Consider the following 15,110-nt stretch of genomic DNA (forward strand, 5'->3'; position numbering starts at 1 on the left):
ATTGTACTGCAAAGATGAGAAAAGCCGGCATACAAATCACACCAAATTATTAAATTATCAAAACATTATGTATGTTAATTAATGTTAACAAATCGCAAAAACAATTGCCTTACTTAATGATTTTTAACACTTTTAATTACATTTGCATCCATTTTACAAATTTTATGAAAAACTCAGCACAAGTAGGTTTTTGGGAAAAAATTGCCCGAATCATACTTAAAAACAGAATTACGATATTGACAATTGTGGCGGCAATCACAATTTTTCTTGCTCTTCAATGGAAAAACCTTTCTATGACCTACACCGAAGCCAACCTGCTTCCAAAAGATCATATCGCCAATAAAGAGTATCAAAAATTCTTAGATAAATTTGGAGAAGAAGGAAACCTTGTTGTAATTGGTTTTAAAGACCCAAACTTTTTTACTCCTAAAAATTATGCTGCCTGGAACGAATTGATGACTGGCTTAAAAAAATCTAAAGAAGTTGATTTGGTGGTTTCTTTAAATGACTTAAAAAAGCTTGAAAAAGATACTGTCAATGAAAAATTTGTTCTTTCACCGTTTATCGATCAGAGCAAAACACTGGATGCAGCCTATTTAAAAAAAGTTCAGTACGATTTGTTCCATAATTTACCTTTTTACGAAGGATTATTATTCAACAAAGAAAGCGGAAGTGTCCGGTCTGCTATTTATATCAACAAAAAACTGGTAAATACCGCCGAAAGAAAGACATTTATCCTCGAAAATCTGGTTCCGAAAATCAACAAATTCGAAAAAACAACCGGCGTTGACTTAAAAGTTTCAGGAATGCCATACATCAGGACGATCAATGCAAACGACATGAAAGGCGAAATTGGTCTTTTTATTGGTGCCGCTTTAGGAGTTGTTTCTTTAATTTTCTTTTTCTTTTTCCGTTCGTTCAGAGCTACTTTTATTTCGATTTGTATTTTGATTGTTGGCGTAATGTGGTCATTTGGAACGCTGGGATTATTAGGATACAAAATCACAATTCTAACCGCTATTATTCCGCCGCTGATTATCGTTATCGGAATCACGAATTGTATTTTCCTGATCAATAAATACCAGCAGGAAATTAAATTACACAATAATCAGGCAAAAGCCCTGCAGCGTATTATTTCAAAAATCGGACATGCGACTTTAATGACTAATCTTACTGCTGCGATTGGTTTTGCAACATTGATGATTACCGGTAACGAATTGCTTTTTGAATTTGGATTGGTCACTTCTATAAATGTTCTTTCTGTTTATATACTGACCCTTTTTATTGTTCCAATAGTGTACAGTTTTCTTCCTTTACCGAAAGAAAAACATTTATATCACCTGAGTAAAACTTATATTTCGACTTTATTGAATGTGGTTGAAAATACAGTTAAAAACAAACGAAGAATCGTTTATATCATTTATGCTTTACTTTTCATTATCAGTATAAATGGCGTTAGACAAATGAAAGTTTCAGGAAGTTTGATTAGTGAAATGCCCAAAACTGCTTCTTTCTTTAAAGACATTTTATTCTACGAAAAAGAGTTCAACGGCGTAATGCCATTAGAAATCATGATTGACACCAAAAAGAAAAAAGGTGTCATGAAAGCATCGACCATTCGAAAAATGGATGAATTGCAGAACACGATTGCCGAAATGCCGGAATTGGCAAAACCGGTTTCGGTTGTAAATCTGGTTAAATACTCCAAACAGGCTTTTTACAACGGAAATCCTGAATATTATCAGCTGCCAACTTCGCAGGAGCAGACATTTATTTTGAGCTATGCCAAAAATGCCACAAAAAACAGCAAGGATAATTTAATGAAAGCTTACGTTGATTCGACAGGTCAATACGCCCGAATCACTACTTTCATGAAAGATATTGGCACTGATGAAATGGCAAAAGTAGAAGGGAAATTACACCAAAAAATTGATGAAATTTTCCCGAAAGAGCGATTTGAAGTTACTGTAACCGGCAAAGCACTGGTTTTTCAGAAAGGTACTTCGTATTTGGCCCACAATTTAATCGAATCATTATTTTTTGCTATTTTGACCATTGCACTACTTATTTTGTACCTATTCCGATCTTTTAAAATGGTAATGGCATCATTAATAACAAACATTTTACCACTGTGTATTACATCAGGAATAATGGGGTATCTTGACATTCCACTGAAACCTTCTACGATATTGGTATTTAGTATTGCTTTTGGAATTTCGGTAGATAATGCCATTCAGTTTATGGCAAAGTATAGACATGATCTGCTTCAAAGTGGCGGAAAAGTTAAAAAGTCGGTTTTTAGTGCTTTAAGGGAAACCGGTATCAGTACCTTTTATACCTCTGTTATATTAATTTTAGGTTTTGGTACTTTTACATTATCCAGCTTTAGCGGAACCATTGCATTGGGAGGATTAATTTCTTGTACTTTAATTTTTGCCATGTTTGCCAACTTAGTTGTTTTGCCTTCGCTTGTTTTGACTTTTGAAAAGAAAAAAACGAAGAAAGAAGATTTGGAAAATTTACAAAATGAATAGTTTTTTAAAAATAACCCGTTAGTATTTGTAAACCATAATACATTCAAAAACTACAACTTTTTCTGGTTGTAGTTTTTTTTTGTCCAAAGTTTAACAAATTGACTGTATTATAGGCTTTTTGGACTCAAAAATTAAATTTTACGCAAACGGTTGTTAAAAAAACATTTGATTTAACAATAGTACACAACCTACTGATTATTAATGATTAAAATTCATTTAATAAATCAAAAAAATATATATTTTTGTTTAAACAACCGATTGTCAAAAAATCGATTATTGTTAACTATCAACCTTTAAAAAACAAAACCATGATTAAAAAACTACTTTTTCTATTTTTAACAGCAGGCGGTATTTCATCTGCACTGACTGCTCAAAACTTAGTTGCAAACGGAAATTTTGAAGCCGGAACCGGAGACGTTTTTACAAATTGGACTAAAACCAACGGATCAGGAAACCTAACTGCAGAAACGGCAACAGTCCACGGAGGTGTAAGATCGCTCAAAGCAATTTCTACAGGAGCTAATGAATACAGTGTACAAATTCAAACTGATGATATTGCAACCGTAATTGGACACAATTATGAAGTAAGTATGTGGATAAAAGGAACTGCAGGAGGAAATACAGTTCGTTTTTCAACTTCGGGTGGAACTGCTGTTTACGGAAATGCCTTTACAGTTACTACAGGATGGCAAGTGTGTATTTTGAGTTTTACCGCTACAGCAACAGCAACTAAAATAAGTTTAGATCTTGGAAAAGGAACCGATACTTTTTACATAGATGATGTCGCTTTATATGATATAACTACTGCACCAACTTTAGATTTTATTCTAAATGGTAATCTTGAAGCCGGAACGGGAGATACTTTTACCAACTGGTCAAAATACAATGGAGCTGCTAATTTAACTGCAGAAACGGTAGAAGTTCATGGTGGATCAAGAGCTCTTAAAGCTATATCTGCGGGTGCAAACGAATATAACGTGCAATTGGTTAGCGACGCAATGAACCTGGTTGTAGGCAGAAATTATACAGCAAGCATGTGGATTAAAGCGTCTGTAGCAGGAAGTACCGTAAGATTTTCAACTACAGCAGCCAGTGCGAACTATGGCCCAAATACTACAATAGGCACAGCATGGCAAAAAATAACGTATACTTTTGCTGCAAAAAGTCCTTCAACACAACTTAATCTTGATTTAGGAAAAAGCACTACTACATTTTATATTGACGACATTACTTTTATTGGAGCCAACGTTACTCTTGCTAATGAAAAATTTGAAAACGAAACTAATAAAGTGGTATTTTATCCAAATCCGGTTCAGGACAACCTGAATATCAGTTCTGAATCAAATGTAAAATCTTTAATTATTAGCGACAGTACCGGAAGAACAGTTAAAACCATTAAAGATGCCCAAAACATTCAGTCTGTAGATGTTTCTGGTTTAAGCAATGGCTTGTATATTTTATCAACTGATAACAACCAGACATTTAAGTTTATAAAGAACTAAAAAAATAATCAATCCTATTTCAAAAAGCTGCAACCGTAAAAGTTGTGGCTTTTTTATTATTCTGTAAAAGCAAAAAGAGCTAATTTATATGTAAACAAAAGGACTTTTATCCCTGAAGCCCTAGCCCTGATAGAAGCGATATCCTTTTTCTTGCTCCTTTAGCAAGAAAAAGATATAGCGGATAGCAGGAAACAGCTTCAAAAATTAATTATTATCGATTATATTTGCAATTCGATATAAAAACACTGATCTTATATTAATCTAAAATCAGCAATCTAAAATCTAAAATTAAAATGAAACACACAAAGGTTAAAGACTTATTAAACAGTACGACGACGCTACAGGAAGTGAATGCAAAAGGATGGGTGAGAACTTTTAGAAATAATCAGTTCATCGCGCTTAATGACGGTTCTACAATTAATAATATACAATGTGTTGTTGATTTTGAAAATACGCCGGAAGAAACTTTAAAAAGAATCACGACTGGAGCTGCAGTTTCTGTAATTGGAACTTTGGTAGAGAGTAAAGGTGCAGGTCAGAAATACGAAATTCAAGTAAACAAACTTGAAATTCTTGGAGATTCTGATGCGGAGAAATTCCCAATGCAGCCTAAAAAACACTCTTTAGAATTTTTACGTGAAAACGCTCACTTGCGCGTACGTACAAATGCTTTTGGGGCAATTATGCGTGTTCGTTCAGTATTATCATTTGCAGTTCACAACTATTTTCAGCAAAAAGGTTTTGTGTATGTAAACACGCCAATTATTACCGGAGCTGATGCGGAAGGTGCCGGAGAAATGTTTCAGGTAACTTCTTTACCGTTAGACAATCTTCCAAAAAATGAAGAAGGAAACATTGATTTCAAAAAAGATTTCTTCGGAAAACATACGAACTTAACGGTTTCCGGACAATTAGAAGGGGAAACTTTTGCAATGGCTTTGGGACAGATTTATACTTTTGGACCAACGTTTAGAGCAGAAAACTCAAATACTTCCCGCCACCTGGCAGAATTCTGGATGATTGAGCCGGAAGTTGCTTTCAATGATTTGGATGACAACATGGATTTGGCTGAAGATTTTATTCAGTACGTAATTAAATATGCTTTAGACAATTGTGGAGACGATTTGAAATTCTTAGAAGGAAGACTTTTAGAAGAAGAAAAATCAAAACCTCAGGCAGACAGAAGCGAAATGGCTTTGTTGGAGAAACTGAATTTCGTTTTAGAAAACAATTTCAAAAGAGTTTCTTACACGGAAGCAATTGACATTTTAAGAGATTCTACTCCAAATAAAAAGAAGAAATTTCAATATATCATCAACGAATGGGGCGCTGATTTACAGTCAGAACACGAGCGTTACTTAGTTGAAAAACATTTTAAATGTCCTGTAATTTTATTTGATTACCCGGCAAACATTAAAGCGTTTTATATGCGTCTGAACGACAACACAGAACCAGGAAGAGAAACGGTTCGTGCCATGGATATCCTTTTCCCCGGAATTGGAGAAATCGTGGGTGGTTCTGAAAGAGAAGAGCGTTACGATGTTTTGGTGGAGAAGATGAAAGCTTTAGAAATCGACGAAGAAGAGTTATACTGGTATTTAGACACCAGAAGATTTGGTTCTGCAACACACGCAGGTTTCGGTTTAGGATTTGAACGTTTGGTATTGTTTGTTACAGGAATGACAAACATCAGAGACGTAATTCCTTTCCCAAGAACTCCTGGAAGTGCGGAGTTCTAAGAAGTTTAAAAAAGTTTCAGGTTTCAAGTTTCAGGTTGTTGGAACTTGAACTAAGATTATAAAATTTGTTTTCAAGTTTCAGGTTTTAAGTTTATCCGTTCAGTTGGAAAACTTGAAACTTGAAACTTGAAACTTTTAACAAAAACAAATGCTAAAGCAATTTTTAAATTTAAAATTATCCCAGAAATTATCTCCACAGCAAATTCAGCTGATGAAGTTAATTCAATTGCCTACGCAAGCTTTTGAACAGCGTTTATTAGAAGAAATGAACGAAAATCCGGCGCTTGAAGCTGGAAAAGAAGACGAATACGAAGCGGACGAATTTGCCAATGAAGACTACGACGATTATGATGATGCAGAATCGGACAGAATTGAAGCAGACGACATTAATATCGACGAATACTTAAGCGACGACGATACCCCTGATTACAAAACTCAGGTTAACAATTATAGTGAAGACGAAGAACGTGAAACGCCTTTTGCTTCGCCAATTAGTTTTCATCAGGATTTAATCAATCAACTGAATACTTTTATTTTAAACGATGAAGAGCGCGAAATCGCTGAATTTCTTGTTGGAAGTATTGATGATATGGGCTACATCCGCAGAAGTGTTCCGGATATTGTAGATGACATGGCTTTTACTCAGGGAATTTATACTGATGAAGCTATTGTCGAAAAAATGTTGCATGTCATTCACGAACTCGAACCTTCGGGAGTTGGAGCACGTGACTTACAGGAATGTTTATTGTTGCAATTGAAGCATAAAACGCCAACGGAATATGTTGATTTGGCAATCGATATTATCGAAAATCAGTTTGATGCTTTTACTAAGAAACATTACGACAAACTGCTTCAGAAATACAGCGTTTCGAATGAACAGCTTAAAAAAGCCATTCACGAAATTGAAAGACTAAACCCAAAACCGGGTGGCTCTTTTACAGGAAACAACAAAGTAACAGAAAACATAGTTCCCGATTTTGCGATTAGAATTATCGATGGCGAATTAGAATTAACTTTAAATGGACGTAATGCTCCATCTCTGCACGTTTCTAAAGATTATCAGGAAATGATGCAGACCTACAAGGATTCTCGTGATAAATCGACTGCACAAAAAGATGCGGTGCAGTTTATCAAACAAAAACTGGATTCTGCTAAATGGTTTATCGATGCGATCAGACAGCGTCAGGAAACGCTTTTTGTAACGATGAATGCAATTATGCACTATCAGGAAGAATTTTTCTTAGATGGCGACGAAACTAAACTAAAACCCATGATCTTAAAAGACATTGCAGATTTGGTTGGTTTGGATATTTCGACAATCTCACGAGTAGCCAACAGCAAATATGTTGAAACACCATACGGGACAAAACTGATTAAGGAATTCTTCTCTGAAGCCATGAAAAACGATCAGGGAGAAGATGTTTCGACTTTGGAAATCAAAAAGATTTTGAAGAATACGATTGAAGAAGAAGACAAAAAGAAACCGCTTCCGGATGATCAATTGGCAGAAATCTTGAAAGAAAAAGGCTATCCAATTGCGAGAAGAACCATTGCAAAATACCGTGAACAGCTTGATATTCCGGTTGCAAGAATGAGAAAGAAGATTTAGATTTTCTTCTAACCATATAAGAAATATAAGTTCATTTAAATAGCAAACCCGACAGAATTTAAAATCTGCCGGGTTTATTTTTTTCTATTCTGACGATTAACCCGATTAATTTCATAACGAAGCAAGAAATTCGGAAGGAGTCATTGCTGGAATTTCAGAATTTTTAAAATCTTTTTTATTCCGGGTTAAGATAATTTCCGATTTATGATGAACTGCACTAAAATATTGAACTGCATCTTCAAAGTCATTAAAATTCGAGATTAAACTTTTATCAATGACAATCTCATCAATATTTGAAACGTCACATATAATTCTAAACTTTTTTAAAGCTTCTAAAACTAATTTCTCCTCTATATTCCTTGAAACTACATAAACTGTATTTATAAAAGACAAAGAAGAAGCAGCCAGTTTGATTTTTTTGTTTTCAGCTAATGTAGCGATTATGGCGATCTCATTATAAAAAGGCTCTCTTCTATCAATTAAATCAATCAACACATTTGTATCTAAAAAAACATTCATACTATTTGTATTTTTCCGTCAAATATTCTTTGCGTGCTTTTTTATAATCAAAATCTTCAGGGACGCTGCCATTTCCCATAGTAAAGCTTTTTACAAATGAACTAATTTCGAGTTCTTCAGCATTACCTATATCTTCGATTTTTGTTATGGTTTTCAAATAATTTTCGACCAAAAACGACAAACTATGTTTATGTTCTGCAGCATAAATTTTCGCTTTCTCGATTACATCTTTATCCAGTTTCAATGTTAATTTCGCATCCATTATTCAGACATTTACTTTGTACGTACAAAAGTAAAAAAAATATCCGTACAAAACTAAACCCGACAGGTTTTAAAAACCTGTCGGGTTTAATTCTAATATCAACAACCACTATTTTATTTATACTGATCCGGAAATAGCTTCACATCAAATAAAAAGGCTTTCTTCTTATCGCTATAATGGTAAATCAACGTATAATCATTGTCTCTAAAAACCTGAAGTCCAGAATTTGCTTTGGCAGTACTAATCAGGCTTTTTTCAATTTCTGCTTTTATAACATTTATCTCCGCAGTTTCTTTTGCGACATTCAATAAAGTTAAATTGTATTGAACAATTCTTTCTTCATGCAAACTTACACTGTCCAAACGAATTCCTTCCTGAATAGTCAACGGGCAATTTTTATTGTACTTTTCGACTAATTCTGTTATTTCTGTATGTACCTCGTCTGCTTTTTCAGAAAGAAAAAATTGAAAAAAAACTACAAAAGCAACCGCAATTCCAATTAACACTAATAATAAAATATTCTGTTTTCTCATTCTGCAGTTTACGGATTAATTGAAATTTATTTTTCCTGAATTTTCTTCATAGCATTAAAATACGCTGCACGGCTAAGAGGCTCATATTCTTCTGTTTCTCCCAACATTACCAATTTATCATTATCCGTTTTTCTAAAACTGTAATTGGCAAGGTTTCCGGTTCTGGTACAAACTGCGTGAACTTTGGTTACATACTCTGCAGTTGCCATAAGTCCAGGCATAGGACCAAAAGGGTTTCCTTTAAAATCCATATCTAATCCGGCCACAATTACCCGAATTCCCTGATTCGCAAGATCATTACAAACGGTAATAATTTCATCATCAAAAAACTGAGCTTCGTCAATACCAATAACATCGCAGCCCTGTGCTAAAATTGCAATATTTGCCGCAGCAGGAACAGGCGTTGAGCGAATTTCGTTAGCATCGTGTGATACCACCATTTCGTCATGATAGCGGGTATCAATAGCAGGTTTGAAAATTTCGACTTTTTGTTTGGCGAATTGGGCGCGCTTGAGCCTGCGGATTAACTCCTCGGTTTTACCCGAAAACATTGATCCACAAATAACTTCAATCCAACCAAATTGTTCTTTGTGATTTACTGTATTTTCGAGAAACATTTTGTATTTTTCTACCTTTAAAAATGAATAGTTTTTATTACTTTGTACTGGTAATAAATTGACGTGAAAAATTGTCATTTTACACTTTTTCAAAAGTAGAGAATTTTTATCAAATTGAAGATTCGCTTGCGTTTATTAACAGAAAATAAATATCCGGCGAATTTCTTTCGCAAATTAAAAAGACATTCAAAACATACTAAAATACCCTATTCACTATAATTTCAATAGTTATGAAAAAAAAACTGGAAGCCGATTTAATCAGCATTGCACATCGAATTTTAAAACTTAAAAACAAATCCGATATCAATCAATTGTATCTGGAAACACAGAAATTATATGAAAAATTAGCAGTTTTAAAATTTATTGATGAAAATTTCGACGAGGTAAAACCCACTATCGGATACGGCGAAATAGAGTCACAGATTGAAACTATTTTTGAAAAAGAAGAAAATCTTCCTGTAGCAATTAAGACTGAAGAAACACTTCCGGTTACCGTTGAAGAAACTGCAATTGAGGCAGAAGCTATTCCTGAACCTGAAATTATTGAAGAAACTCCGGCGGAAATCGTTACTGAAATTCCGGAAATAATTGCTGAAAAGCAGGAAATCGTAGTGGATATTCCTGTAGAAGTAGTCGAGGAGATTGCTGCAAAAATTGAAGAACCTCTTTTTGAAATCCAAAAAGAAACTGAAACGGCTGAAGAACTTTCTTTTAAAACCGTAAGCGATTTAAAACCAATTCCGGATTTTAAACCTGCATTTGAATTAGAAACAGAAGAAATAAAAACAGAAACTCCTGCAAAATCAAATGCTGTTCACATTTCATTTGAAGATATTCTGGGGGTTAATTATGCTGATGCGCAATTTGTAAAAGTAGACAGTTTCGAAAATGTTGCCCCTGCACCAACGCCATCAATAAATGAATTTAAAGAAAAACCAGAAACTATTGAAACTGTAATTGCAGAACCGGAAAAACCTAAAACAGTTCCTTTAAACGAAAAATTAGCCCGAGGTTTTCACATTGATCTGAATGACCGAATTGCCTTTACCAAAAATCTTTTCGGAAATAATACGGAAGATTACAGTCGTGTTTTGAATCAGCTATTGACATTCGACAGTTTTAATGAAGCAAAAGAATTCATAGAAACTATGGTAAAACCGGATTATAACGACTGGGAAGGAAAAGACGATTATGCCGAGCGTTTTCTTGAAGCAATAGAGAAAAAATTCTCATAAAAAAACAAAACACAGATTGCACGAATTACCACGAATTTTTTCTTTTTAAAATTTTCAAAAGCACTTATAATCTGTGTCAATTTGTGCAATCTGTGTTTAAATATTTAAATTATTATGTCTAAATTATATATCGTTCCAACGCCAATCGGCAATCTTGAAGACATGACTTTCAGAGCCATTCGGGTTTTGAAAGAAGTCGATCTGATTTTGGCCGAAGACACCCGAACGAGCGGTAAACTCTTAAAGCATTTTGAAATTGGCACGCACATGCACAGCCATCACATGCACAACGAGCACAAAACCACTGAAAATTTAATTGCCCGTTTGAAAGCCGGCGAAACCATCGCTTTGATTTCAGATGCGGGAACCCCCGCAATTTCAGATCCGGGTTTTTTATTGACTCGTGCCTGTGTTGAAAATAAAATTGAAGTGGAATGCCTTCCAGGCGCTACGGCTTTTGTTCCCGCTTTAGTAAACAGCGGACTTCCAAATGACCGTTTTATTTTTGAAGGCTTTCTTCCAGAAAAAAAGGGACGCCAGACCCGATTCTTGGCTTTGTCCGAAGAAACCCGAACGATGATTTTGTATGTTTCGCCACATAAATTAGTCAAAACTTTAGCTGAATTTATCCAGTATTTTGGAGAAGAAAGACAAGTTTGTGTTTCAAGAGAATTATCAAAACTACACGAAGAAAATGTACGCGGAACTGCAAAAGAAGTTCTGGCACATTTTGAAAAAACAGCTCCACGAGGCGAAATTGTAGTGGTCGTTGCCGGAAAAACAATCATAAAAGAACCTAAGAAAAGTAAGTTTTCTAAGGATGAAGAAGAATAAATAATTATTTCAGCCACCGATTAAAATGATTATCACAGATTAACAAAAGGTTCAACACGACTCGAGCGATAGCGAACAGACGAAGCAAATTCGTGGCAAAAAAAATAAAAAATCATTATAATCATTTTAATCTGTGGCAAAAAAAACAACCATCAATATGAGCATTCAAACCTTTTTAGAAAAAGTAAAACAAACTCCAACACAAATCACATTCCCGGAAACTATTGCAGTAATCGAGGAAAACTACAACTTTACTCCAACTGCTTTTCAAAACGGAACTCAACATAATGCTGCGGGCGAAAATTCAGGTTCCTGCAAATTATTTTCTTTCGCAAAATTGCAAAACTTAAACAAAGAAGAAACTTTAGCCTGTTTTGGCGCTTTTTATTTTGAAGAAGTTTTAGGTGATCCAAATGGAACAAACCACCAAAACATTAGAAATTTCATCAATTTAGGCTGGAACGGAATTCAGTTTGAAGGAAATGCTCTGGAGTTGAAATAATTTTAGATTTCAGAATCTACAATATGAACGTCTAAAACTTAGCCAATCTTGAAAACGAATATCTTACCACAAATTGCACAAATTTTCACAAATTGAATTAGCGGAAATTTGTGTAATTTGTGATTAAAAAAATCCATAAAATAATTTTAATCAGTGGTAAAACAAAAAAATTACCAGTTAAAATTAAACGTTTTACAGAATAAAAAATCTACAATCAATCAACAATGCGCTGGACCTTAAAACCAAAACCTTCTGAAGATAAGATCAAACATTTGGCACAGGCCTTAAATGTAGAAGATTTTGTAGCAACGCTATTGATTCAGCGTGGAATTGAAACTTTTGAAGAGGCGAAGAATTTCTTTCGACCTTCATTAGAACATCTTCACGATCCGTATCTGATGAAAGACATGGACAAAGCCGTTTCCCGAATTGAACTGGCGATTGAAAATCAGGAGAATATTCTGGTTTTTGGCGATTATGATGTTGACGGAACAACTGCTGTTTCTTTGGTTTCCTCGTATTTAAAATCGCATTATCCCAATATTGCGACTTATATTCCGGACCGTTATGACGAAGGTTACGGAATTTCTTTTAAAGGAATTGACTTTGCAGACGACAACGGATTTTCTTTAATTATCGCTTTGGACTGCGGTATCAAATCAATCGATCACATTGCCTACGCGAAAGCAAAAAACATTGACTTTATAGTCTGTGATCACCACCGTCCCGGAGAATTTCTCCCGGATGCTGTTGCTGTTTTAGACCCAAAAAGAGAAGACTGCTCCTACCCTTACGATGAATTATGCGGCTGTGGAGTTGGTTTTAAACTGATTCAGGCTTTGGGTCAACACCGAAATGAAACTATAGAAGATCTGGTTCCGTATCTGGATTTGGTGGCTACCGCAATTGCTGCGGATATTGTTCCGATTACCGGAGAAAACCGTGTTCTGGCTTATTTTGGACTAAAGGTAATTAACAGCGACCCACGCCCTGGAATTAAAGCTTTAGTGCATCAGGTTAAAAAGAAAACTTTAGATATTACCGATGTTGTTTTTATCATTTCTCCCCGAATTAATGCTGCGGGAAGAATCAAACACGGCAATCATGCTGTCGAATTGTTAACCGAATTTGATTTTGAACAGGCACAGCAATTTGCTTCAGAAATTGAACAATACAATGCAGACCGAAAAGATTTAGACAAAAAAATCACTAAAGAAGCTTTTCAGCAAATTATAGAAAATAACGAAGAAGAACGTTTTTCGACCGTTGTTTTTCAGGAAGACTGGCACAAAGGCGTAATCGGAATTGTAGCTTCAAGATTAATTGAAACCTACTATCGTCCTACCTTGGTATTTACCAAAAGCGGTGATAAATATGCTGCTTCGGCCAGATCTGTAAAAGGTTTCGATGTTTACAATGCATTAGACACCTGTTCAGCACATCTGGAGCAATTTGGAGGACACATGTACGCCGCCGGAATGACTTTGAAGGCAGAAAATTATCCGGCTTTTAAAGCCGCTTTTGAAAAATGTGTCGAAGAAACTATTCATCCCGAAATGCGGACTCCGGAAATCGAAATTGATGCCGAAATTGATTTTGCCGATATAACTCCAAAACTCATTCGGATTTTAAAACAATTTGAACCTTTTGGCCCACAAAACATGACTCCGGTTTTTATGTCTTCGAATATAAAAGATACAGGTTACGGAAAAACTTTGGGTGCAGATGATGAACATCTAAGACTGTTTGTAAAACAAAATAATTCGGACGGAATTGCCGCAATAGGTTTTGGACTTGGCGAAAAAATAAAAATCACACAAAATCAACAACCTTTTCAATTAGCGTATTCGCTTTCTGAAAACGAGTGGAATGACAAAATTTCTACTCAATTGATGTTAAAAGACATTAGAAAAAATGAATAATAAAGAGAAAAAAAACGACCCGTATCAGGCGTTACGCTATAGAGAATTTAATGTGTTTTTATTATTACGCTTTGCCATGGTATTTGCCTGGTCCATGCAGTTTATTGTAATTGAATGGGAAGTTTACAGTTTAACTAAAAACCCGCTTTCGTTAGGATTAATTGGGCTGATGGAAGTAATTCCGGCTGTTTCGATGGCCTTATTTGCCGGACACATGGTTGATCAAAGAGAAAAAAAAGGCTTACTGGTAAAATGCATCCTCGGATTCTCCGTAATTAGTTTCGGACTTTTTTTACTAACCTGGCCAAAAGTCGTAGGCGGATTACCTGCTCATACTATTTTATATTCAATTTATGCTTTAGTATTTTTTGGAGGATTGGTTCGTGCTTTCCTCGGCCCAACCATTTTCTCGCTTTTGTCTCTAATCGTACCTAAAAAAGCCTATCCAAATGCTGCTACCTGGAGCAGTTCTGTCTGGCAGATCGGAGCCGTTTTGGGGCCGGCAGTAGCAGGATTCTCAATCAATTTTATTGGAGTTCACTGGTCTATGTGTACTGTTTTTGGATGTTCCGTTTTTGCCTTAATCGCTTTATCGCAAATTAGCAAAAAACCTATTCTGAATCCTAAAATTGGTGAACCGGTAATGGACAGCCTCAAGGAAGGAATCAAATTTGTATTCAACAATAAAACCATCTTAGGAGTACTCTCTTTAGATATGGTTGCGGTTCTCTTTGGCGGCGCCGTAGCTTTATTACCTATTTTTGCACAGGACATTCTAAAAGTAGGCCCCGAAGGTTTTGGTATTTTAAGGGCTGCTCCTGCTATTGGCGCTTTTATAACGATGCTGATTTCGGCTTATGTTCCTTTGTACAAAAAGGCAGGAATGAAACTTTTAATAGCCATTTTTGTTTTTGGTTTGTGTATTATTCTTTTCGGAATTTCGACTATTTTCTGGTTGTCAGTTGCGGCTTTATTTTTAAGCGGAGTTGCTGACGGAATTTCAGTAGTAATTCGCCAGACTATTCTACAGCTTAAAACTCCCGATCATATGCGCGGGCGCGTTTCTGCCGTCAACTCAATGTTTGTTGGTTCTTCTAATGAATTAGGTGCTTTTGAAAGCGGATTAACGGCCAAATTAATGGGAACTGTAACTTCTGTCGTTTTTGGAGGAAGTATGACCCTGTTAACCGTTTTAGGCTTCGGAGCGGCTTCTCCAACTTTTAGAAATTTAGATCTTCAAAAAGATATGGAAGATCATCAGAATATTGAATAGTAAAACCTTTTTAAACCATATAAGTGATA

Annotated in this window: 13 protein-coding genes; 9 read left to right on the forward strand and 4 right to left on the reverse strand. The window is 35.3% G+C overall.

The features are described from left to right. Positions 1 to 164: 164 nt before the first annotated feature. The 4 genes from FLV_RS05425 to rpoN all read left to right on the forward strand — a co-directional run bounded on the left by FLV_RS05425 (position 165) and on the right by rpoN (position 7,384). Positions 165 to 2,534, forward strand: coding sequence for an efflux RND transporter permease subunit (locus tag FLV_RS05425; protein WP_243231648.1), 2,370 nt, complete (start codon positions 165 to 167; stop codon positions 2,532 to 2,534). 308 nt (positions 2,535 to 2,842) lie between these two features. After that, positions 2,843 to 4,036, forward strand: a complete 1,194-nt coding sequence (locus FLV_RS05430; RefSeq protein WP_243231651.1) for a carbohydrate binding domain-containing protein — start codon at positions 2,843 to 2,845, stop codon at positions 4,034 to 4,036. Positions 4,037 to 4,329: 293 nt separating this feature from the next. After that, complete coding sequence (gene asnS, locus FLV_RS05435) at positions 4,330 to 5,775, forward strand: asparagine--tRNA ligase (protein WP_243231652.1); 1,446 nt, start codon at positions 4,330 to 4,332, stop codon at positions 5,773 to 5,775. Positions 5,776 to 5,923: 148 nt separating this feature from the next. Then, a complete protein-coding gene (rpoN, locus tag FLV_RS05440; RefSeq protein ID WP_243231654.1) occupies positions 5,924 to 7,384 on the forward strand; it encodes an RNA polymerase factor sigma-54 in 1,461 nt (486 codons plus the stop codon). Positions 7,385 to 7,495: 111 nt separating this feature from the next. Here rpoN and FLV_RS05445 read toward each other — a convergent pair whose 3' ends face one another. The 4 genes from FLV_RS05445 to FLV_RS05460 form a co-directional block, all read right to left on the reverse strand. Next, positions 7,496 to 7,903 (reverse strand): type II toxin-antitoxin system VapC family toxin, encoded by a 408-nt coding sequence (locus tag FLV_RS05445; protein ID WP_243231656.1) that lies wholly within the window; start codon positions 7,901 to 7,903, stop codon positions 7,496 to 7,498. 1 nt (position 7,904) lies between these two features. Then, the gene (locus FLV_RS05450; protein WP_243231658.1) at positions 7,905 to 8,165 is read right to left on the reverse strand and encodes a DUF6364 family protein; all 261 of its coding nucleotides are present in this window, start codon (positions 8,163 to 8,165) and stop codon (positions 7,905 to 7,907) included. A gap of 113 nt (positions 8,166 to 8,278) precedes the next feature. Further along, on the reverse strand, positions 8,279 to 8,698 hold the full coding sequence (locus FLV_RS05455) for a hypothetical protein (RefSeq protein WP_243231660.1): 420 nt from the start codon (positions 8,696 to 8,698) through the stop codon (positions 8,279 to 8,281). Positions 8,699 to 8,724: 26 nt separating this feature from the next. After that, positions 8,725 to 9,315 carry a thymidine kinase gene (locus FLV_RS05460; RefSeq protein ID WP_243232231.1) on the reverse strand — a complete coding sequence of 197 codons (591 nt, stop codon included), beginning with the start codon at positions 9,313 to 9,315 and terminating at the stop codon, positions 8,725 to 8,727. Between the two features lie 230 nt (positions 9,316 to 9,545). Here FLV_RS05460 and FLV_RS05465 point away from each other — a divergent pair, with 230 nt between their 5' ends. The 5 genes from FLV_RS05465 (at position 9,546) to FLV_RS05485 (ending at position 15,081) form a co-directional block, all read left to right on the forward strand. Continuing rightward, positions 9,546 to 10,550 carry a hypothetical protein gene (locus FLV_RS05465; protein WP_243231662.1) on the forward strand — a complete coding sequence of 335 codons (1,005 nt, stop codon included), beginning with the start codon at positions 9,546 to 9,548 and terminating at the stop codon, positions 10,548 to 10,550. 114 nt (positions 10,551 to 10,664) lie between these two features. Next, positions 10,665 to 11,384 (forward strand): 16S rRNA (cytidine(1402)-2'-O)-methyltransferase, encoded by a 720-nt coding sequence (gene rsmI / locus FLV_RS05470; RefSeq protein WP_243231672.1) that lies wholly within the window; start codon positions 10,665 to 10,667, stop codon positions 11,382 to 11,384. Positions 11,385 to 11,541: 157 nt separating this feature from the next. Then, entirely contained in the window at positions 11,542 to 11,886 is a 345-nt protein-coding gene (locus FLV_RS05475; protein WP_243231674.1) for a HopJ type III effector protein, read from the forward strand. A gap of 224 nt (positions 11,887 to 12,110) precedes the next feature. After that, positions 12,111 to 13,808 carry a single-stranded-DNA-specific exonuclease RecJ gene (gene recJ / locus FLV_RS05480; RefSeq protein ID WP_243231680.1) on the forward strand — a complete coding sequence of 566 codons (1,698 nt, stop codon included), beginning with the start codon at positions 12,111 to 12,113 and terminating at the stop codon, positions 13,806 to 13,808. After that, the gene (locus FLV_RS05485) at positions 13,801 to 15,081 is read left to right on the forward strand and encodes an MFS transporter (protein WP_243231681.1); all 1,281 of its coding nucleotides are present in this window, start codon (positions 13,801 to 13,803) and stop codon (positions 15,079 to 15,081) included. The genes recJ and FLV_RS05485 overlap by 8 nt, the downstream gene beginning before the upstream one ends. Positions 15,082 to 15,110: the final 29 nt, after the last annotated feature.

The organism is Flavobacterium pectinovorum (genome assembly GCF_022802975.1).
GTDB lineage: Bacteria > Bacteroidota > Bacteroidia > Flavobacteriales > Flavobacteriaceae > Flavobacterium > Flavobacterium pectinovorum_B.

Bases quoted from the DNA above. Each gene is read 5' to 3' on its own strand.
- FLV_RS05425 (WP_243231648.1), top strand. From the start codon at position 165: ATGAAAAACTCAGCACAAGTAGGTTTTTGGGAAAAAATTGCCCGAATC.
- FLV_RS05430 (WP_243231651.1), top strand. From the start codon at position 2,843: ATGATTAAAAAACTACTTTTTCTATTTTTAACAGCAGGCGGTATTTCA.
- asnS (WP_243231652.1), top strand. From the start codon at position 4,330: ATGAAACACACAAAGGTTAAAGACTTATTAAACAGTACGACGACGCTA.
- rpoN (WP_243231654.1), top strand. From the start codon at position 5,924: ATGCTAAAGCAATTTTTAAATTTAAAATTATCCCAGAAATTATCTCCA.
- FLV_RS05445 (WP_243231656.1), bottom strand. From the start codon at position 7,903: ATGAATGTTTTTTTAGATACAAATGTGTTGATTGATTTAATTGATAGA.
- FLV_RS05450 (WP_243231658.1), bottom strand. From the start codon at position 8,165: ATGGATGCGAAATTAACATTGAAACTGGATAAAGATGTAATCGAGAAA.
- FLV_RS05455 (WP_243231660.1), bottom strand. From the start codon at position 8,698: ATGAGAAAACAGAATATTTTATTATTAGTGTTAATTGGAATTGCGGTT.
- FLV_RS05460 (WP_243232231.1), bottom strand. From the start codon at position 9,315: ATGTTTCTCGAAAATACAGTAAATCACAAAGAACAATTTGGTTGGATT.
- FLV_RS05465 (WP_243231662.1), top strand. From the start codon at position 9,546: ATGAAAAAAAAACTGGAAGCCGATTTAATCAGCATTGCACATCGAATT.
- rsmI (WP_243231672.1), top strand. From the start codon at position 10,665: ATGTCTAAATTATATATCGTTCCAACGCCAATCGGCAATCTTGAAGAC.
- FLV_RS05475 (WP_243231674.1), top strand. From the start codon at position 11,542: ATGAGCATTCAAACCTTTTTAGAAAAAGTAAAACAAACTCCAACACAA.
- recJ (WP_243231680.1), top strand. From the start codon at position 12,111: ATGCGCTGGACCTTAAAACCAAAACCTTCTGAAGATAAGATCAAACAT.
- FLV_RS05485 (WP_243231681.1), top strand. From the start codon at position 13,801: ATGAATAATAAAGAGAAAAAAAACGACCCGTATCAGGCGTTACGCTAT.